19 protein-coding genes are annotated in these 19,443 nt (G+C 62.9%); 18 read left to right on the plus strand and 1 reads right to left on the minus strand.

Features of this window, described 5'->3' with window-relative positions; all coding sequences use genetic code 11:
• The first annotated feature begins 11 nt into the window (after nt 1–11).
• The 14 genes from gsiB to NCT05_RS18060 all read left to right on the plus strand — a co-directional run bounded on the left by gsiB (nt 12) and on the right by NCT05_RS18060 (nt 12,400).
• A complete protein-coding gene (gene gsiB, locus NCT05_RS17995; protein WP_008353735.1) occupies nt 12–1,562 on the plus strand; it encodes a glutathione ABC transporter substrate-binding protein GsiB in 1,551 nt (516 codons plus the stop codon).
• 46 nt (nt 1,563–1,608) lie between these two features.
• Nucleotides 1,609–2,529 (plus strand): glutathione ABC transporter permease GsiC, encoded by a 921-nt coding sequence (gene gsiC, locus NCT05_RS18000; protein ID WP_008353734.1) that lies wholly within the window; start codon nt 1,609–1,611, stop codon nt 2,527–2,529.
• A 7-nt stretch (nt 2,530–2,536) separates the two neighbouring features.
• Nucleotides 2,537–3,427, plus strand: a complete 891-nt coding sequence (gene gsiD, locus NCT05_RS18005; protein WP_175979156.1) for a glutathione ABC transporter permease GsiD — start codon at nt 2,537–2,539, stop codon at nt 3,425–3,427.
• Nucleotides 3,424–4,434, plus strand: a complete 1,011-nt coding sequence (locus tag NCT05_RS18010) for a DmpA family aminopeptidase (protein WP_250502872.1) — start codon at nt 3,424–3,426, stop codon at nt 4,432–4,434. The genes gsiD and NCT05_RS18010 overlap by 4 nt, the downstream gene beginning before the upstream one ends.
• On the plus strand, nt 4,431–5,249 hold the full coding sequence (locus NCT05_RS18015; RefSeq protein WP_250435600.1) for a M55 family metallopeptidase: 819 nt from the start codon (nt 4,431–4,433) through the stop codon (nt 5,247–5,249). Before NCT05_RS18010 ends, NCT05_RS18015 begins: the two co-directional genes overlap by 4 nt.
• A 57-nt stretch (nt 5,250–5,306) precedes the next feature.
• On the plus strand, nt 5,307–5,555 hold the full coding sequence (locus NCT05_RS18020) for a hypothetical protein (protein ID WP_033536342.1): 249 nt from the start codon (nt 5,307–5,309) through the stop codon (nt 5,553–5,555).
• 33 nt (nt 5,556–5,588) lie between these two features.
• Nucleotides 5,589–5,966: a fluoride efflux transporter CrcB gene (gene crcB / locus NCT05_RS18025; protein ID WP_008353729.1), complete on the plus strand. Its 378-nt coding sequence runs from the start codon at nt 5,589–5,591 to the stop codon at nt 5,964–5,966.
• A 168-nt stretch (nt 5,967–6,134) separates the two neighbouring features.
• The gene (locus NCT05_RS18030) at nt 6,135–6,614 is read left to right on the plus strand and encodes a GNAT family N-acetyltransferase (RefSeq protein WP_008353727.1); all 480 of its coding nucleotides are present in this window, start codon (nt 6,135–6,137) and stop codon (nt 6,612–6,614) included.
• 122 nt (nt 6,615–6,736) lie between these two features.
• Complete coding sequence (hutH, locus tag NCT05_RS18035; RefSeq protein WP_008353726.1) at nt 6,737–8,266, plus strand: histidine ammonia-lyase; 1,530 nt, start codon at nt 6,737–6,739, stop codon at nt 8,264–8,266.
• Nucleotides 8,263–8,958, plus strand: a complete 696-nt coding sequence (gene hutC, locus NCT05_RS18040; protein WP_008353725.1) for a histidine utilization transcriptional repressor HutC — start codon at nt 8,263–8,265, stop codon at nt 8,956–8,958. Before hutH ends, hutC begins: the two co-directional genes overlap by 4 nt.
• Before the next feature lie 2 nt (nt 8,959–8,960).
• Nucleotides 8,961–9,533 carry a HutD/Ves family protein gene (locus NCT05_RS18045; RefSeq protein WP_250502873.1) on the plus strand — a complete coding sequence of 191 codons (573 nt, stop codon included), beginning with the start codon at nt 8,961–8,963 and terminating at the stop codon, nt 9,531–9,533.
• Nucleotides 9,534–9,564: 31 nt separating this feature from the next.
• Entirely contained in the window at nt 9,565–10,944 is a 1,380-nt protein-coding gene (locus NCT05_RS18050; protein WP_175979160.1) for a formimidoylglutamate deiminase, read from the plus strand.
• A gap of 8 nt (nt 10,945–10,952) precedes the next feature.
• Nucleotides 10,953–11,759: an N-formylglutamate deformylase gene (gene hutG, locus NCT05_RS18055; protein WP_250502874.1), complete on the plus strand. Its 807-nt coding sequence runs from the start codon at nt 10,953–10,955 to the stop codon at nt 11,757–11,759.
• 317 nt (nt 11,760–12,076) lie between these two features.
• The gene (locus NCT05_RS18060; protein WP_033536343.1) at nt 12,077–12,400 is read left to right on the plus strand and encodes a DUF4148 domain-containing protein; all 324 of its coding nucleotides are present in this window, start codon (nt 12,077–12,079) and stop codon (nt 12,398–12,400) included.
• Nucleotides 12,401–12,599: 199 nt separating this feature from the next.
• On the opposite strand, the gene NCT05_RS18065 is transcribed toward NCT05_RS18060, so the two are convergent.
• Nucleotides 12,600–13,322 (minus strand): TetR/AcrR family transcriptional regulator, encoded by a 723-nt coding sequence (locus NCT05_RS18065; protein WP_250440483.1) that lies wholly within the window; start codon nt 13,320–13,322, stop codon nt 12,600–12,602.
• Between the two features lie 381 nt (nt 13,323–13,703).
• Here NCT05_RS18065 and NCT05_RS18070 point away from each other — a divergent pair, with 381 nt between their 5' ends.
• From NCT05_RS18070 to NCT05_RS18085, 4 genes are all read left to right on the plus strand, one after another.
• Nucleotides 13,704–14,984 (plus strand): Zn-dependent hydrolase, encoded by a 1,281-nt coding sequence (locus NCT05_RS18070; RefSeq protein ID WP_008353719.1) that lies wholly within the window; start codon nt 13,704–13,706, stop codon nt 14,982–14,984.
• A gap of 87 nt (nt 14,985–15,071) precedes the next feature.
• Nucleotides 15,072–16,406, plus strand: coding sequence for an NAD(P)-dependent oxidoreductase (locus NCT05_RS18075; RefSeq protein ID WP_250502875.1), 1,335 nt, complete (start codon nt 15,072–15,074; stop codon nt 16,404–16,406).
• 21 nt (nt 16,407–16,427) lie between these two features.
• A complete protein-coding gene (gene preA / locus NCT05_RS18080; RefSeq protein WP_008353716.1) occupies nt 16,428–17,714 on the plus strand; it encodes an NAD-dependent dihydropyrimidine dehydrogenase subunit PreA in 1,287 nt (428 codons plus the stop codon).
• A 73-nt stretch (nt 17,715–17,787) separates the two neighbouring features.
• Entirely contained in the window at nt 17,788–19,275 is a 1,488-nt protein-coding gene (locus NCT05_RS18085; protein WP_175979164.1) for an NCS1 family nucleobase:cation symporter-1, read from the plus strand.
• Nucleotides 19,276–19,443 lie beyond the last annotated feature (168 nt).

The following is a 19,443-nucleotide window of genomic DNA, read 5'->3' on the forward strand; positions in this document are numbered from 1 at the left end:
GGAGTCCAACGATGCCGTCCTTCAAATTGCGGGCGATGCTCGCAGCAAGCGCGTTCGCCACATTGACCGTTCTCGCGCCGGTCGCTGCGCACGCGCAAAGCACCGCCGTGATGGCCGTCGCCTCGACCTTCACGACGATGGATCCGTACGACGCCAACGACACGCTCTCGCAAGCCGTGGCGAAGTCGTTCTACGAAGGCTTGTTCGGTTTCGACAAGGACATGAAGATTCGCAACGTGCTCGCGACGAGCTACGAGGCGAGCCCCGACGCGAAGGTGTACACGATCCATCTGCGCAAGGACGTGAAGTTCCAGGACGGCACCGACTTCAACGCCGATGCGGTGAAGGCCGTCTTCGACCGCGTGACGAATCCGGACAACAAGCTGAAGCGCTACAACCTCTTCAACAAGATCGAGAAGACCGAAGTGGTCGATCCGTACACGGTGAAGATCACGCTGAAGATTCCGTTCTCGGCGTTCATCAACGTGCTCGCGCACCCGTCGGCGGTGATGATCTCGCCGACCGCGCTGCAGAAATACGGCAAGGACATCGCGTTCCATCCGGTCGGCACGGGGCCGTTCGAGTTCGTCGAATGGAAGCAGACCGACGACCTGAAAGTGAAGAAGTTCGCGGGCTACTGGCGCAAGGGATTGCCGAAGATCGACATGATCGACTGGAAGCCCGTGGTCGATAACAACACGCGCGCCGCGCTCATGCAAACGGGCGAAGCGGACTTCGCGTTCTCGATTCCGTTCGAGCAGGCCGCGACGCTCAAGTCGAGTCCGAAGGTCGATCTGATCGCGGCGCCTTCGATCATTCAGCGCTACGTCAGCATGAATACGCTGCAGAAGCCCTTCGACAATCCGAAGGTGCGCGAGGCGATGAACTACGCGATCAACAAGGAAGCGCTCGTCAAGGTCGCGTTCGCGGGTTATGCCGTGCCGTCCGAAGGCGTCGTGCCGCCGGGCGTCGACTACGCGACGCCGAAGCTCGGACCGTGGAAATACGATCCCGCGAAGGCGCGCGAGCTGTTGAAGGAAGCCGGTTATCCGAACGGCTTCGAAACCGTGTTGTGGTCCGGCTATAACCACACGACCGCGCAGAAGATCATCCAGTTCGTGCAGCAGCAACTCGCGCAAGTGGGCGTGAAGGCATCGGTCGAAGCGCTCGAAGCGGGGCAGCGCGTGCAGCGCATCGAGAGCGCGCCCGATCCGAAGACCGCGCCGGTACGCATGCTCTACATCGGCTGGTCGTCGTCGACGGGCGAAGCGGACTGGGCGATCTCGCCGCTCCTGAGCGGCGGCTCGTTCCCGCCGAAGCTCTTCAACACGGCGTACTACAAGAACGATCAAGTCGATGACGATCTGCAAAAAGCGCTCGCGACGACCGATCGCAACGAGAAAGCGAAGCTCTACGCCGATGCGCAAAAACGCATCTGGGCCGATGCACCGTGGATCTTCCTCGTCACGGAAAAGGTCGTGTATGCGCGCAGCAAGCGTCTGTCGGGCGCATACGTGATGCCGGACGGCTCGTTCAACTTCGACGAAATCGCAATCAAGTGATGGACGACGGCCGGGCTTCATCGCCCGGCCTTATCTGACGAACACGATGCTCAACTTCATCGCCAAACGCCTGTTCGGATTGCTGCCGACACTCTTCATCGTCGCAGTGCTGGTGTTCTTCTTCGTGCACATGCTGCCGGGCGATCCCGCGCGTCTCGCAGCAGGCGCGGAAGCCGACGAAGCCACGGTCGCGCTCGTGCGCGCCGATCTCGGCCTCGACAAGCCGCTGCCGCAACAGCTCGTGAGCTTCTTCGGCAAGGTCGTGCATTTCGATTTCGGCATGTCCACGCGCAGCAAGCGGCCTGTGTCGACGGAAATTGCCGAGCGCTTCATGCCGACCTTGTGGCTCACGCTCGCGAGCATGGTATGGGCCGTGATCTTCGGCATGACCATCGGCATCGTGTCGGCGGTGTGGCGCAATCGCTGGCCCGATCGACTGGGCATGACGCTCGCGGTGTCGGGCATCTCGTTTCCGGCCTTCGCGCTCGGCATGCTGCTGATGGAAATCTTCTCGGTGAAGCTCGGCTGGCTGCCCATCGTCGATGACGGAACGTGGAAAGGCTACGTGCTGCCATCGATCACGCTGGGCGCGGCGGTGGCCGCCGTCATGGCGCGCTTCACGCGCGCGTCGTTCGTTGAAGTGCTCGGCGAGGACTTCGTGCGTACCGCGCGCGCCAAGGGCGTGCATGAGCCGATGGTCATCGTGAAGCACTGCCTGCGCAACGCGATGATTCCCGTCGTCACGATGATGGGCCTGCAATTCGGCTTTCTGCTCGGCGGCTCGATCGTCGTCGAGAAGGTGTTCAACTGGCCGGGCCTTGGCCGCCTGCTGGTCGATGCCGTCGAGATGCGCGACTATCCCGTGATTCAGGCAGAGGTGCTGCTGTTCTCGCTGGAGTTCATCGTGATCAATCTGATCGTGGACGTGCTGTACGCGATCATCAATCCGACCATTCGCTTCAAGTGAGGACGCGATGAGCGTGACAGCCGAAAGCGCGGCAACCGCGCCGCAAGAGATCCGCACGCCGTGGACCGAGTTCTGGCGCAAGTTCAGGCGGCAACACATCGCGATGATCGCGGCCGTGTTCGTGCTGCTGCTGATCGTGATCGCGATCATCGCGCCGTACATCGCGCCGTATGACCCGGAAAACTACTTCGACTACGACGCCCTCAACGCCGGTCCTTCGGCTGCGCACTGGTTCGGCGTCGATGCTCTGGGCCGCGACATTCTGAGCCGCATACTCGTTGGCAGCCGCATATCGTTGACGGCGGGATTGCTCTCGGTCGTGCTCGGCGCGGTGATCGGCACGTTCTTCGGCTTGCTCGCGGGCTACTACGAAGGATGGTGGGACCGCATCGTGATGCGTATCGCGGACGTGCTCTTCGCGTTTCCCGGCATTCTGCTCGCGATCGGCGTCGTCGCGATTCTCGGTAACGGCATGGTGAATGTCGTGTGCGCGGTCGCGATCTTCAGCATTCCCGCGTTCGCGCGGCTCGTGCGCGGCAATACGCTCGCGCTGAAGCATCTCACGTATATCGAGGCGGCCAAGAGCATCGGCGCCTCGGACTGGACGATACTCGCGCGGCACATTCTGCCCGGCACGATTTCATCGGTGGTCGTGTACTTCACGATGCGGATCGGCACGTCGATCATCACGGCCGCGAGCCTGTCGTTTCTCGGACTCGGCGCGCAGCCGCCGACGCCCGAGTGGGGCGCGATGCTCAACGAAGCGCGCGCCGACATGGCGATGGCGCCGCATGTCGCCATCTTCCCGAGTCTCGCGATCTTCTTCACGGTGCTCGCGTTCAATCTGCTCGGCGACGGCCTGCGCGACGCGCTCGATCCGAAGCTCGACCGGCCATGATGCACATCGGCTCGCTCGTCGCGGGGCCGCGCGGCACGATCGCGGATGTCGCGGGTGTGACGGTCGGTCATTGCACGCTTGCGCAAGGCGCGGTGCAGACCGGCGTCACGGTGATTCGTCCGCATGACGGCGACGTGTATCGCGACAAGGTGCCCGCTGCGGCGTGCGTCATCAACGGGTTCGGCAAGAGCGTCGGGCTCGTTCAGATCGACGAGCTTGGCGTGATCGAAACGCCGATCGCGCTGACCAACACGTTCGGCGTCGGCACGCTCGCCAATGCGCAGATTCGCGCGGCCATTGCTGCGAATCCGCGCATCGGACGCGAAGACCCGAGCGTGAATCCGCTCGTGTTCGAATGCAACGATGGCTATCTCAACGACATGCAGGCGCTCGCGATTCACGAAGCGCACTACACGAGCGCACTCGATGCGTGCAGTGTCGAGTTCGAGCGCGGCGCGGTCGGCGCCGGGCGGGGCATGTCGTGCTTCGAACTGAAGGGCGGCATGGGTTCGGCTTCGCGTGTGGTGCATATCGGCGGCGACGCTTATACGACGGGCGCGCTCGTGCTCGCCAATTTCGGCAAGCTGCAGCAATTGATTGTCGAAGGCGAAGCGCTCGGTCGCAAACTCCAATCGAGCGTCGATGAGAAACCCGAGCAAGGATCGATCATCATGTTGATCGCCACCGATGCGCCGCTCGATGCACGTCAGCTGCGCCGTCTCGCGATGCGCGCCGCCGCCGGTCTCGCACGCACCGGATCGGTCTTCGGACACGGCAGCGGCGACATCTCGCTCGCCTTCACGACCGCGTACACCGTGCCGCACGATGCAGACTTCATCGCGATGCCGCCGCTCATCAACGACGCGCGTCTCGATCCGCTGTTTCAAGCCGCCGCCGATGCCACCGAACAGGCGATCCTCGATGCGCTTTACAGCGCGGAAACGGTCGCCGGGCGCAACGGTCATCGGCGCATCTCACTCAAGGACGCATTGAGAACACGACCATGAAAGTGCTGATCTCGGTGGATATCGAAGGCATCGCGGGCGTGTTTCATCCGGAGCAGACGCGCGCCGGCAACACGGAATACGAACAGGCGCGCCGCTGGATGTCGCGCGAAGCCGATGCGGCCGCGCAAGGTGCATTCGATGGCGGCGCGACGCAAGTCTGGATCAACGATTCGCATGGCGGCTTTCGCAATCTGATGCCCGATCTCATCGATCAACGCGCGCGGCTCGTGCTCGGCAAGCCGCGCACGCTCGGCATGATGGCGGGACTGGAAGCATCGCCGGAAATCGTGTTCATGATTGGCTATCACGCGCGCGCGCAAAGCCGCGGCATTCTCGCGCATACGATCAACAGCGCGGCCTTTGCGCGCGTCATGCTCGACGGCGAGGAAGTGGGCGAGGCCGGACTCTATGGGCGGCTTGCCGAGGAACGCGGCGCACGCGTCGCGCTGCTGACCGGCGACGACGTGTTCGGCGCCGAAACGCTGCCCGCATTCCCAGGCGCGCGCTTTCTCTGCGTGAAGACGGCGCACGGCTATTCGAGCGGTGTCACCGAAACGCCCGCCGCAGCGTGCGAGGCGATCCGGCTCGCCGCGCGCGAAACGATCGAAACGTCTTCCGGACATGCCCGCCGTCCGGCGATCACGGAACACCGCTGCGAGTTGCGCGCGCAAACGAGCGCATTCGCCGATCTCTTCTGCCAATGGCCGACGCTCGAACGCATCGATGCCGTGACGCTCGCTTTCGATGCGCCTTCGATGGAGCATGTCGTGCGGATACTCAATTGCCTTTCGGCAATGTCTTTCATGATACGGTGAGTGGTTGAACCAGGCGCTTCGAGTATCGTTAGAATGGCGTCTTTCGCGAGACCGCTCATGGTTTCGACTTGCTTGCAGACGACGCTCATGCATACCGTGAAGCTTGAACATAACGACGACGAAGTCCTCGATCCCGCCGATCCGCAACTTGTCGTGCGCGGCTCGCTCTTCATCGACGGTCACGATGCCGGTTGCTGGGAAGAGCGGCGCGACGGCACATGGGCGGCGCATGTGCGGCACAAGGGCGGCTGGATCGTCGAGACGAGCCGTGGCGCGCTGATCGAGCGGCTCGCCCGCGGGGCATAACGCAGTTTTCTTCGAACTGATTTAACACATTTCATGTATCTGTCGATCATCGCCGTGGGGCTCGGCGGCGGGCTGGGTTCGTTGCTCAGATGGGTCCTCGGCTTGCGCCTGAATGCGATTTTTCCGAATCTGCCGCTCGGCACCTTTGCGGCGAACGTCATTGCGGGCTACATCATCGGCGTAGCGGTCGCTTTTTTCGCGCGCTTTCCCGATATTTCGGTGGAATGGCGCCTGTTCATCATCACCGGATTGATGGGCGGCCTGTCCACGTTTTCCACGTTCTCGGCCGAAGTGGTCGCGCATCTGCAGCAAGGGCGGCTCGGCTGGGCGCTCGGGGAGATCGCGATTCACGTTGGCGCGTCGCTCGTGATGACCGCGCTCGGCATCGCGACGGTGGCCGTCGCTTCCTGAAGGACCCGATCGGCGGCGCGGCATCGGCATCCGTCTTTTTATCGATTTGAACGTTTGCGCGCGCCGATTCCGCTCATTCCCGTAAAGTTTTTTTTCCCGCGTTTTGAACGCTAGACCCTCGCTGCTTCGGCAGCGGTTTTTTCTTTTGACAGTAACGAAGGTGATGAAATGCCAGGCCTGCCGCTCATCGAAGTCAGACCGTATCGTGCGAGCGATCTCGACGGTGTAATCGATCTGTTCCAACGCGCCGTTCGCGAAACGGCATCGGCCGACTATAACGAAGCGCAGATCGCAGCCTGGTCGCAAGCCGATCGCGACGAATGGGAACTCGCGCGCTTGAGCCGCCCGACTTGGGTCGGACTTGTCGACGGCGAACTCGCGGGCTTCGCCGATCTCGAGAAGAACGGTCTCATCGACATGATGTTCGTCGATCCGATACATCAGCGCAAAAGCGTGGCGACGTCGCTGCTCGCGCGCATCGAGGCCGAAGCGGAGGTGCTCGGCCTGACGACGCTGCATACCTATTCGAGCGTCACGGGGCGGCCTTTCTTCGAATATTGCGGTTTCACGATGCTGCTGGCGCGCGCCGTCGTCGTGCGGCAGCAGCGCTTTGTCCAGTTCGTGATGGAGAAGGTGCTGGATCTGTGAAATCTGTATAGACAACACGCGTCGATCTTCCGGGACGAGCCTAGTGAAATCCCGGATAACCCCTTGTTTCGTCCTTTCTGCGCGATTAGACTTGAGTCTAACTTGTATAGACAGGACGAACCATGATCACGCTTACGCCCGGAAAACTGACGCTGCCGCAACTGCGCCGCATCGCGCGAGGCTCGGACCCGCTTCTGCTCGATCCGGCCAGCTTCGACGCGATCGATGCCAGCGCGCGCGCAGTCGCCGCGATCGCCGCGAAGGGCGATCCGGCTTACGGCATCAATACGGGCTTCGGGCGGCTCGCCAATACGCACATTCCGGCCGATCAGCTGGAATTGCTGCAAAAGAATCTCGTGCTGTCGCATGCGGTGGGCGTGGGCGAGCCGATGTCGCGTCCGGTCGTGCGGCTTTTGATGGCGCTCAAGCTGTCGAGTCTCGGGCGCGGCCATTCGGGCATCCGCCGCGAAGTCATCGACGCGCTCATCACGCTCTTCAACGCCGACGTCCTGCCGATCATCCCGATCAAGGGTTCGGTCGGCGCATCGGGCGACCTCGCGCCGCTCGCGCATATGTCGACGGTGCTGCTCGGCATCGGCGAAGTCACGATTCGCGGTGAGCGCGCCAGTGCGCTCGACGGTCTGGCGGTCGCGGGCCTCAAGCCGCTCACGCTGCAGGCGAAGGAAGGTCTCGCGCTGCTGAACGGCACGCAGGCGTCGGCGGCGCTCGCGCTTTACAACCTTTTCGCAATCGAAGATCTGTTTCGCACCGCGCTCGTCGCGGGCGCGCTGTCCGTCGATGCAGCCGCCGGCTCGGTCGTTCCGTTCGATGCGCGCATCCATGAACTGCGCGGTCATCGCGGGCAGATGGAAGCCGCATCGGCGTATCGCACGCTGCTGAAGGGCTCCGGCATCAATCTGTCGCACGCGGATTGCGACAAGGTGCAGGACCCGTACAGCCTGCGCTGCCAGCCGCAGGTGATGGGCGCGTGCCTCGACCAGATGCGCCACGCGGCGGATGTCCTGCTGATCGAATCGAACGCCGTCTCCGACAACCCGCTGATCTTCCCCGATACGGGCGAAGTGCTCTCGGGCGGTAACTTCCACGCGGAGCCGGTCGCGTTCGCCGCCGACAATCTCGCGCTCGCCGCAGCCGAAATCGGCGCGCTCGCGGAACGCCGCATCGCGCTTTTGATCGACGCGACGCTCTCGGGCCTGCCGCCGTTCCTGGTGCGCGATGGCGGCGTCAACTCCGGCTTCATGATCGCGCACGTGACGGCGGCCGCGCTCGCATCGGAGAACAAGACGCTCGCGCATCCGGCGTCGGTCGATTCGCTGCCGACGTCCGCGAATCAGGAAGATCACGTCTCGATGGCGACGTTCGCCGCGCGCAAGCTCGGCGACATCGCCAGCAACACCGCGAACATCCTCGCGATCGAACTGCTCGCGGCGGCGCAAGGCGTCGATCTGCGCGCGCCGCATCAGACGAGCGCGCCGCTCGCCGAAGTGATGAAGACGCTGCGCGCGCACGTGCCGCACTACGACCTCGACCATTACTTCGCGCCCGACATCGCCGCGATCGCGACGCTCGTGCAGCAAGGCGCGATCGCGCGGCACAGCCCGTTCTCGTTCGCGTCGGAACAAGCTGAATGAGCACGCCCGCGTATCAGGAGATCAAGGACTACATTCTCCAGCGCATTCATATCGGCGAGTGGAAGGAGGGCGACCAGGTGCCTTCCGAAAACGAGCTTGCGCGCGAATTCAAGGTCGCGCGCATGACCGTGAACCGCGCGCTGCGCGAACTGACCGCCGAACAGGTGCTGACGCGCGTGCAGGGCGCGGGCACCTTCGTCGCGCAGCCGAAATACGCGTCGACGCTCGTCGAGATTCGCAGCATTTCGGATGAAATCGTCGCGCGCGGTCACACGTATCGCGCGCAGGTGCTGCATTTGGGCGCGTCGATCGTCGATGAAGCGCTCGCCGCCGAAATGCATCTCGCGCTCGGCAGCCCGGTGTTTCATTCGCGCGTGCTGCATTTCGAAAACGACGAGCCGGTACAGATGGAAGAACGTTACGTGAATCCCGCGCTGGCGCCGGAATACGCGCGCCAGGATTTCACGACGATCACGCCGAACCAGTATCTGATGACCGCCGCGCCGCTGCAGCGCGTCGAGTATCGGATCGAGGCATCGGTGCCGTCGGCGGAAATTCGGCTCGCGCTCGCGATGGCCGAGCACGAGCCGTGTCTGCTGCTGCATCGGCGCACGTGGTCGCGCGATGCGGTGGCGTCGGTTGCGAATCTCTGGCATCCCGGCGACCGCTACCAATTCACCGGACACTTCTGAACGTGACGATCATTCGTGCCGATTCGCTGACGCCCACGCCGTGGAAGAACGGCGGCGGCATCACGCGCGAGATCGCGGCGGGGCCGCAGGGCGTGTCGCTCGATGCGTTCGCGTGGCGTCTGTCGCTCGCCGACGTCGCATCCGACGGCGCGTTCTCGAAGTTCGAGGGCGTCGATCGCGTGCTCGTGCTGCTCGACGGCGCGGGCATGCGTCTGACGGAAGCGCACGGCGACGTGCATGTTCTCGATGCGCCGCTCGCAATCGCGCGCTTTGCCGGCGAGACGCCGATTCACGCCACGCTCCTCGCCGGCCCGACGCGCGATTTCAACTTGATGGTGCGCCGCGATCGCGCGCGCGCAACGGTGAACGCCGGGCGCGCGTCATGCTCGCTCGCGTTCGAACACGACGTGACGTTTCTGTTCTGCGTGCAAGGGCGGCTCGACATCAAGTTCGCCGACGACACATGCCATACGCTCGAAGCAGGCGACACCTCGCGCATCGATGGCGCGAGCGCGCTCGAATGCGCTGTGCGGGATGGCGCATCGTGGCTGCATATCGGCATCGACATGATGTAGACGCGCATCGACATAACAACGGAGACAAGCGATGAACGCATTCTTCGCGGAGCACGCGCGCCTCGCCGATGGCTGGCGTCGCGACGTGCTGCTCGAATGGGACGACGCCGGCACGCTCGTGCGCGTCACGCCGGACAGCGCGGCGCCCGCGGGCGTCGAGCGCGCGAAAGGACCGATCCTGCCCGGCATGCCGAATCTGCACTCGCACGCGTTCCAGCGTGCGATGGCGGGCCTCACCGAGTATCGCGCGAGCGTCGCCGATACGTTCTGGAGCTGGCGCGATCTCATGTATCGCTTCGCCGCGCGGATCGGCCCGGAATCGATCGCGGATATCGCGCACTGGCTTTACATCGAGATGCTGAAGGCGGGCTACACGTCGGTGTGCGAGTTTCACTACGTGCATCACGCGCCCGATGGCGCGCCGTACGCGAATCGCGCGGAACTCGCGGAGCGCGTCGTCGATGCGGCGGAGCGCGCGGGCATCGGCATGACGATGCTGCCGGTGCTCTACGAATACAGCGGCTTCGGCAAGAGCGCGCCGCGCGACGATCAGCGGCGCTTTCTCAATACGCCCGATTCGCTGCTCGGGCTCATCGACGCACTCGCGCGCTCGCGGCCCGAAAACGGCGCGCGGCGTTACGGCGTCGCGCCGCATTCGTTGCGCGCGGTGTCGGGCGAATCGCTCGCGGCGCTCATCGAGGGAATCGATGCGCGCTTTGAGCGCGCGCCGGTGCATATCCATATCGCCGAACAGATGGCCGAAGTGGACGCCTGCGTCGCGGCTACGGGGCATCGTCCGGTGGACTGGCTGCTCGAACATTTCAACGTCGATGAGCGCTGGTGCCTCGTGCACGCGACGCACGTCGATGCCCACGAATGCGCGCGTCTCGCGGCGAGCGGCGCGGTCGCGGGTCTGTGTCTCACGACCGAAGCGAATCTCGGCGACGGCGTGTTCCCGTCGCGCGATTATCTCGACGCGGGCGGGCGCATCGGCGTCGGGTCCGACAGTCATGTCGGCGTCGACTGGCGCTCGGAGCTGCGTCTGCTGGAATACGGGCAGCGCCTTTGCCGCCAGCAACGCAACGTGCTGGCGTCGCCGACGCAAAGCCGTCCGGCCGATCGTCTTTTCGATGCCGCGCTCGATGGCGGCGCGCACGCGACGGGACGCGCTGTCGGTGCGCTCGCGCAAGGCTTGCGCGCCGACTGGCTCGTGCTCGACGACGCGCATCCGGGCATCGGCGGACATGCGAGCGACGCGTGGATGTCGAGCGCGGTGTTTTGCGAGCATGGCGAGACGCCGATCCGCGATGTGTTCGTCTCCGGCCGCAAGGTGATCAACGCGCGCCGTCACGCCGACGAAGACGAAGCGCTCGCGCGTTATCGCGCCGCCTTGCGCGGCTTGCTGGATTGAGGTCTCACATGAACGGCTCTTCGATCTTCACGCTGGAACGCGGCAACGCGCCGCTCCTGATTTCGATTCCGCACCGCGGCACGCAGATTCCCTGCGCGCTCGCCGACGAGATGACGCCCGTCGCCAAGCTCACCGAGGATTGCGATTGGCATCTCGAACGCCTCTATGCGTTTGCGCGCGATCTGGGCGCATCGATCCTGACGCCGCACTACGCGCGCTATGTCGTCGATCTGAACCGCCCGCCCGACGACGCGAATCTCTATCCCGGCCGCGACACGACGGGGCTCTGTCCGGTCGATACCTTCGACAAGGCGCCGCTCTACAAGCCGGGCCACGAGCCGTCGCGCGATCAGATCGATGCGCGCCGCGCGATGTACTGGCAGCCGTATCACGATGCGCTCGCCGGCGAGCTCGATGCGCTGCGGCGGACGCACGGCCGCGTGCTGCTATGGGAAGCGCATTCGATCCGCTCGGTCGTGCCGCGCTTTTTCGATGGCCGCCTGACCGATTTCAACTTCGGCACGGCGGATGGCGCGTCGGCGGCGCCGGGGCTGGCGGAACGGCTTGCGAGCATCGTCGAGCGCGACGGCCGGTACACGACGGTGGCCAACGGGCGCTTCAAGGGCGGCTATATCACCCGGCGTTACGGGCGGCCCGAAGAGGGCGTTCACGCGGTTCAACTGGAGCTTACGCAGGTCAGCTACATGGAAGAAACGCCGCCATTCGCTTACGACGAAGCCAAGGCGAACGCGATCGAACCGCTGTTGCGCGAGCTCGTATCGGCCGCGCTTGCCTATGTGACCGCGGCTTTCTGACTGTCAGCCGGATGACGAATTGCTGGCGTCGGCGTAATGGCCGGATTCGCAGCGATCTCGCGTGCGCGCGGCGGACGCGAAAATTACGCTGTAAAAACAGTAACTTAAGCAGGGTCCGCCACGCGATCCCGCGCACGCCGCGCAACACGGAGCGAAACGCATTGTTGCGATCCGGACAATTATGTTTCCTTGAAATTGGGGTTTCCCCTAAGTCTGCGGCCTCCTACACTGTCTTCAAGCGAAACGAAATCAGAAAACGCTTAAAAGGCTTCCGATTCGGTTTCGATTTCAAACAAGACTACTGGAGGTTCATCATGATCAAGGCATTCGTTCCCGCACTCGTCGTCGCTGCTGCTTTGGCTGCCCCGACTTTCGCTTCGGCACAAAGCAATGCGCCGGTGACTCGCGCTCAAGTCCGCGCTGAACTGGTTCAACTGGAAAAGGCTGGCTACAACCCGTCGGAAGACCGCGTGAACTATCCGCAGAATCTGCAGGCCGCTCAAGCACGCGTGAACGCTGAAAATGGCGCGAACGCTTATGGTCCTTCGACCGCTGGCACTTCGCAATCGGGCGTAGCTGCTCCGGCCGCACGCGCCAACGTGTCGATGTCGGATCGCAACTCGGTCTACTTCGGTCACTAATCGAAGGTTGATGCAGCAGGGCAGTAGATGTGCTGAGCAGTAGCGGTTGAAGTAGCAGCAAGCATCAGAAAGTGCAGTACTTGCGAGAATGCAGTAGTAGTGCGTAGTAAAGCAGTACAGCAGCAAGAAGCAAGAAGCAAGAAGCAAGAAGCAAGAAGCAAGCAGTGAACGCCGGCCGCCATCGAGCGGCCGGCGTTTTTTATTGCGCGTCGTCTTTCTCTTCGATGCGCGGCGACACCGCCCCGCACGCGCGAATCACGAGTCGCACGACTTCTTCCGTCTGTTCATCGAAGGCCTTGCGTGTGAGCGCGCGCTTGCCTTTCAACGCGCGTATCTGCGCATCGAAGTCGGCATAGTGCTGCGTGATCGCCCAGATCATGAACATGAACGTGTCCGGCTCGACCGGCGCGAGCAAGCCGCGCGCGATCCAGCTTTCGATGACGATGACGCGTGTATCGAGCCAGGGCTTCACGCGTTCGTTGAGAATGTCCTGCATGTGATGCGCGCCGTGGATGATCTCGCTCGCCCACACCTTCGAGCCGAGCGGCCTGCGTCGCGACAGGTCCATCTTTGCGCGCACATAGCCGCCGATCGCTTCCACGGGATCGTCGCTGCATTCGAAGGTGTCCGCCGCGCGATGCCAGTCCTCGAACAGATCTTCTAGCACGCGCCGATAGAGCGCGAGCTTTGTCGGAAAGTAGTAATGCAGGTTGGCCTTCGGCAAGCCGGCGCGTTCAGCGATCATCGCCGTGCTCGCGCCTTCGAGTCCTTTCTCCGCGAACACTTCCTCGGCGCAAGCGAGAAGCTGCGCTTCGTTGCTCTCGCGGATTTGCGCCTTGCTACGCCGTGAAGGCGGCGCAGTGTCTTCGTTTCCGGCGATGCCGTTCGCCGCGTCGTCGTATCTCATCGTCGAGTTCTTCATCGTCGAATTCTTCGGCCGTGTGCCGCATCGTGCCTGATTCGCGTCATTCGTGCCATTCGCATGTTTGGCGCTGCATCGCGTCGAAAAAGCCATTGCAACCAATAGCTGCCGATGCTGCATCGCAATGGCACGCTTATCGCTTTATTTGCTCGGTGTTTGCCCGCACACGAAAGACGTTGATTTGCTTATTTTAATCGGCTACAACCTGTCCAACTGGACAGGATTGAAGAGCGCTCGATTTATCGAAGAGGCGTGTCGTTCGCATCATTCATCGCATAAGAAAAACGTGCACCGGGCGCGTGCAGCATCGCACCGCAAACGTCCGGCATGCACGAAACGAAGTCACTCACATACGAAGTCCGATCGTAAGGAGCGAGGCGAATGAACGTCGTAACGGATGCAATCAGAGAAGCTGGTCTCGATACGTCCATCAAGGTGAACGGTCAGCGTCTATGGGACAGCCTGATGACGATGGCCAAAATCGGCGCGACACCGAAGGGCGGTGTCTGCCGTCTCGCGCTGACCGATCTCGATCGCGAAGGGCGCGATCTCATCGTGAGCTGGGCGAAGGCAGCGGGCTGCACGGTGAGCGTCGATCAGATGGGCAACGTGTTCATGCGCCGCGCAGGACGCAATCTCGACGCGCTGCCGGTGGTTACTGGCTCGCACGCGGATTCACAGCCTACGGGCGGGCGCTTCGACGGCATCTACGGCGTGCTTGGCGGACTCGAAGTGATCCGCTCGCTCAACGATCGCGGCATCGAAACCGAGCATCCGATCGAAGTCGTCATCTGGACCAACGAGGAAGGCTCGCGCTTCGCACCGGCGATGGTTGCGTCGGGCGTGTTCGCGGGCGTGTTCTCGCTCGATTACGGTCTGTCGCGCAAGGACGTCGATGGCAAGACGATCGGCGAAGAACTCGAGCGCATCGGTTATGCGGGCGATGTGCCGTGCGGCGGCCGCAAGCTGCACGCGGCGTTCGAGCTGCATATCGAGCAAGGGCCGATACTCGAGGCCGAAGACAAGACGATCGGCGTCGTCACCGATGCGCAAGGTCAGCGCTGGTACGAGATCACGCTGACGGGCCAGGAAGCCCACGCAGGCCCGACCCCGATGCCGCGCCGCAAGGATGCGCTCCTCGGCGCATCGCGCGTGGTCGATCTCGTGAACCGCATCGGCCTCGACAACGCGCCGCTCGGGTGCGCGACGGTCGGCATGATGCAAGTGCATCCGAACTCGCGCAACGTGATTCCGGGCCGCGTGTTCTTCACCGTCGATTTCCGTCATCCCGACGATGCCGTGCTCGCGCGCATGGATGCCGCGTTGCGCGAGGGCGTGGCACGCATCGCGGGAGAGATCGGTCTGGAGACCGCGCTCGAACAGATCTTCTACTACGAGCCCGTCAAGTTCGACGCCGCGTGCGTCGCTTCCGTGCGGGCGGCGGCGCAGCGCTTCGGCTATTCGCATCGCGACATGGTGTCGGGCGCGGGCCACGATGCGTGCTATCTCGCGCAGGTCGCGCCGACGTCGATGGTGTTCGTGCCGTGCGTCGATGGCATCAGCCACAACGAGATCGAAGACGCGACGCAGGAATGGATCGAGGCAGGCGCGAACGTGCTGCTGCACGCAATGCTGGAGCGCGCGTCGGAACCGGCTTCATAAGCGACGTTTTCTGTTGTTACGTTCAGCACTGTCCGCGTCGATCGAACGCGGACGGCGGGCACTCGTACGTCCTCACAAGGAACGCGCATGACCATGAAACCGACCGGCGATATCGCGAGCCATCGCCTCACGCAGGAACAGCTCGCATGCGAATTCGCGGATGTCGCGCCGCTTCTCGACGCCACCGCCGCCGCTGCCGCCGCGAGCCGCTGCCACTACTGCTACGACGCGCCGTGCGTCCAGGCATGTCCGACGAGCATCGACATTCCAGGCTTCATCCGCAAGATCGGCAACGGCAATCTGAAGGGCGCGGCCGTCGATATCCTGTCGGCAAATCCGCTCGGCGGAATGTGCGCGCGCGTGTGCCCGACGGAGATTCTTTGCGAGGGTAGTTGCGTACGCAACCATCAGGGCGACGAGCCGGTGAAGATCGGCGCGTTGCAGCGTCATGCGACCGATTGGGCGATGGCCAGAGGCGTCGCGTTATTCGAACGCGCGCCGGAAACCGGGCGCCGCATTGCGATCGTCGGTGCGGGACCGGCGGGACTCGCGTGTGCGTATCGGCTTGCGCTTGCGGGGCATCGCGCGGTGATCTTCGATGCGCGCGAGAAGCCAGGCGGACTCAACGAATACGGCATTGCTGCGTACAAGACCGTCGAGGATTATGCGCAGCGCGAAATCGAATGGCTGTATTCGATCGGCGGCATCGAGATCAACATAGGTCGGTCGCTCGGCCGCGACTTCACGCTCGACGGGTTGCGCAAGCAATACGACGCAGTGTTCATCGCGTTCGGCCTTGCTGGCGTGCGCGAGCTGGCGCTCGAAGGCGAAGCGCTCGAAGGCGTGATGAACGCGGTCGATTTCATCGAGCAAGTGCGCGAGGCAGATGATCTCGCGAGCGTGCCGGTCGGGCGGCGCGTCGTCGTGATCGGCGGCGGCAACACCGCGGTCGATGCGTGCGTTCAAAGCCGCAAACTTGGCGCGACGAACGTGACGATGGCGTATCGGCGGGGCGTCGAGAACATGAGCGCGACGTGGGCCGAACGTGAGTTCGCGCAGACGAACGGCGTGAGCATCGTCACGCACGCGAATCCGGTGCGATTGGTCGGCGATAACGGGCAGGTGACGGGCGTCGAGTTCGAACGCGGCGGCGAGCGCTTCGTGATCGAAGCGGACATGGTGCTGAAGGCGATCGGGCAAACGCTTGTTCCCGTCGGAATCGATCGCGAGTTATTGACGCTCGATGGCGGGCGCATCGTCACCGACGAGAACCGTCAGACGACGCTCGCGAAAGTCTGGGCCGGCGGCGATTGCGCGACCCATGAAGGACTCGATCTCACCGTGCAGGCCGTACAGGACGGCAAGCTGGCGGCCGCGTCCATCGACGCGTCGTTCGAACTGACTGCGATCAAAGCCGCCTGAGCCAAGAGGAGAACCACGAACATGGCCGATCTGACTTGCAACATCGCCGGCATCACGTCGCCGAATCCTTTCTGGCTCGCGTCCGCGCCGCCGACCGACAAAGCCTACAACGTCAACCGCGCTTTCGAAGCGGGCTGGGGCGGCGTCGTGTGGAAGACGCTCGGGCTCGATCCGCACGTCGTGAACGTGAGTTCGCGTTACGGCGCGGTGCAATGGAACGGACAAAGAATCGCAGGACTGAATAACATCGAACTGATTACGGACAGACCGCTCGACGTGAACTTGCGCGAGATCGAACAGGTGAAGCGCGACTGGCCCGACCGCGCGCTTATCGTCTCGTTGATGGTTCCGTGCAACGAGAAGGACTGGAAGTGGATTCTCACGCAAGTGGAAGACACGGGCGCAGATGCGGTGGAACTGAACTTCGGTTGTCCGCATGGCATGAGCGAACGCGGCATGGGCGCGGCCGTCGGACAAGTGCCTGAATACGTCGAGATGGTGACGCGCTGGGTGAAGGAAGGCACGAAGCTGCCGTGCCTCGTGAAGCTCACGCCGAACATCAGCGATATTCGCATGGGTTCGCGCGCCGCGTTCAAAGGCGGCGCCGATGGCGTGTCGCTCATCAACACGATCAACTCGATCGTTGCGGTCGATCTCGATCAGATGGCGCCGATGCCGACCGTCGACGGCAAGGGCACGCACGGCGGCTATTGTGGTCCCGCCGTGAAGCCGATCGCGCTGAACATGGTCGCCGAAATCGCGCGCGATCCGCAGACGCCGAATCTGCCTATCTCCGGCATCGGCGGCATTTCATCGTGGCGCGATGCGGCGGAATTCATGGTGCTTGGCGCGGGCAGCGTGCAGGTGTGCACGGCCGCGATGCACTACGGCTTTCGCATCGTGTCCGATCTCGCCGATGGCCTCTCGAACTGGATGGACGAGAAAGGCTACGCAACGCTCGATGACATTCGCGGGCGCGCCGTGCCGAACGTCACGGACTGGAAGCATCTCAATCTCAAGTACGACATCAAGGCGCGCATCGATCAGGACAAGTGCATCCAGTGCGGGCTGTGTCATATCGCTTGCGAGGACACATCGCATCAGGCGATCCTGAAGGAGAAGGACGGCAAGCGTCATTTCGAAGTGGTCGATTCGGAATGCGTCGGCTGCAATCTGTGCATGCACGTTTGTCCTGTCGAGCAGTGCATCACGATGGAACGCGTCGATGCGGGCGAATATGCGAACTGGACTACGCATCCGAACAATCCCGCGCGCATCGATGCGGAAGAACCCGCGAAAGCGGCATGAACATAGACATAACGTAGCGCTCGTCGTCGTTGAATCCCCATGATCAACCGCACACTCAACCGGAGTGCATCCGATGAATCAGACAGCGCATGACGTCGAGACGAGCAGCTTGTATAACGATGACCTCGCACCGACCGGCCCCGCACAGCGCACGTGGAAGTGGTATCACTTCGCGGCGCTGTGGGTCGGCATGGTGATGAACATTGCGTCATACATGCTGGCCGCGGGTCTCACGGACCAGGGCATGTCGCCGTGGCAGGCGGTGTTGACGGTTCTGCTCGGCAACATGATCGTGCTCGTGCCGATGTTGCTGATCGGCCATGCGGGCGCGAAGCACGGCATTCCGTATGCGGTACTCGTGCGCTCGTCGTTCGGCACGCAAGGCGCGAAGTTGCCGGCGCTGCTGCGTGCGATCGTCGCGTGCGGTTGGTACGGCATTCAGACGTGGCTGGGCGGCAGCGCCATCTATACGCTCTTGAATATCCTGACGGGAAACGCATTGCATGGCGCGGCGCTGCCGCTCATCGATATCTCGCTCGGACAACTTGCGTGCTTTCTCGTGTTCTGGGCCTTGCAGCTCTACTTCATCTGGCACGGCACCGATTCGATTCGCTGGCTCGAAAGCTGGTCTGCGCCGATCAAGGTTGTGATGTGCATCGCGCTCGTGTGGTGGGCGACGAGCAAGGCGGGCGGCATCGGTTCCATGCTTTCGGCGCCGTCGCAGTTCGTCGCGGGCGGCAAGAAGGAGGGGCTTTTCTGGGCTACGTTCTGGCCGGGGCTCACGGCGATGGTCGGCTTCTGGGCGACGCTCGCGCTGAACATTCCCGACTTCACGCGCTTCGCGCGCACGCAACGCGATCAGGTGATCGGGCAATCGATCGGCCTGCCTGTGCCGATGGCGCTGCTCTCGGTGATCTCGGTTGTCGTCACGTCGGCGACGGTCGTGATCTACGGCAAGGCGATCTGGGATCCGATCGATCTCACGAGCCGCATGACGGGCATCGGTGTGGGCGTGGCACTGATCATCCTCACGCTCGATACGATGTGCTGCAATCTGGCGGCCAATCTCGTTGGACCGGCTTACGATTTTTCGAGCCTTTGGCCGAAGGGGATTTCGTATCGCGCGGGCGGCATGATTACGGCGACGATAGCCATCGTCATGATGCCTTGGAAGATTCTCGCGACTACGCAGGGTTACATCTTCACGTGGCTCGTGGGCTATTCGGCGCTGCTCGGTCCGGTCGCGGGCATTCTGATGGTCGATTACTTTTTGATTCGCGGCACGCGGCTCGATCAGCGCGAACTCTTCGATGAAGACGGTGAGTATTCGTATAGCGGCGGATGGAATGTGGCGGCGGTGGTGGCGCTTTTGGTCGGCGTGCTGCCGAATCTGCCGGGTTTTTTGCACACTGCGTTTCCGGGTTCCTTTCCTAACGTGCCCGCGTTTTTCAATACGCTCTATACGTATGCGTGGTTCGTTGGTCTCGTGCTGGCTGCCGTTGTGTATGGATCGTGGATGAAGTTGCGCGGTGGCGCGCGGGCCAGGGTTTTGAGTGCTTGAGTTTTTTGCTTTCGCTTTCGCTTTTGCTTTCGCTTCGCCGGATCCCGTTTTCTTGGTGGTCTATGAGCGTTGCCCCTGTGCGGGGCGGCAGTCACTTTCTTTGCTGCTGCAAAGAAAGCAACTGTATTGAGCGTCAAGGGTTGAGTTGGTAAGGATCATGGTTTTGGG

It is taken from the genome of Caballeronia sp. AZ7_KS35, assembly GCF_023631045.1.
Lineage (GTDB): Bacteria > Pseudomonadota > Gammaproteobacteria > Burkholderiales > Burkholderiaceae > Caballeronia > Caballeronia zhejiangensis.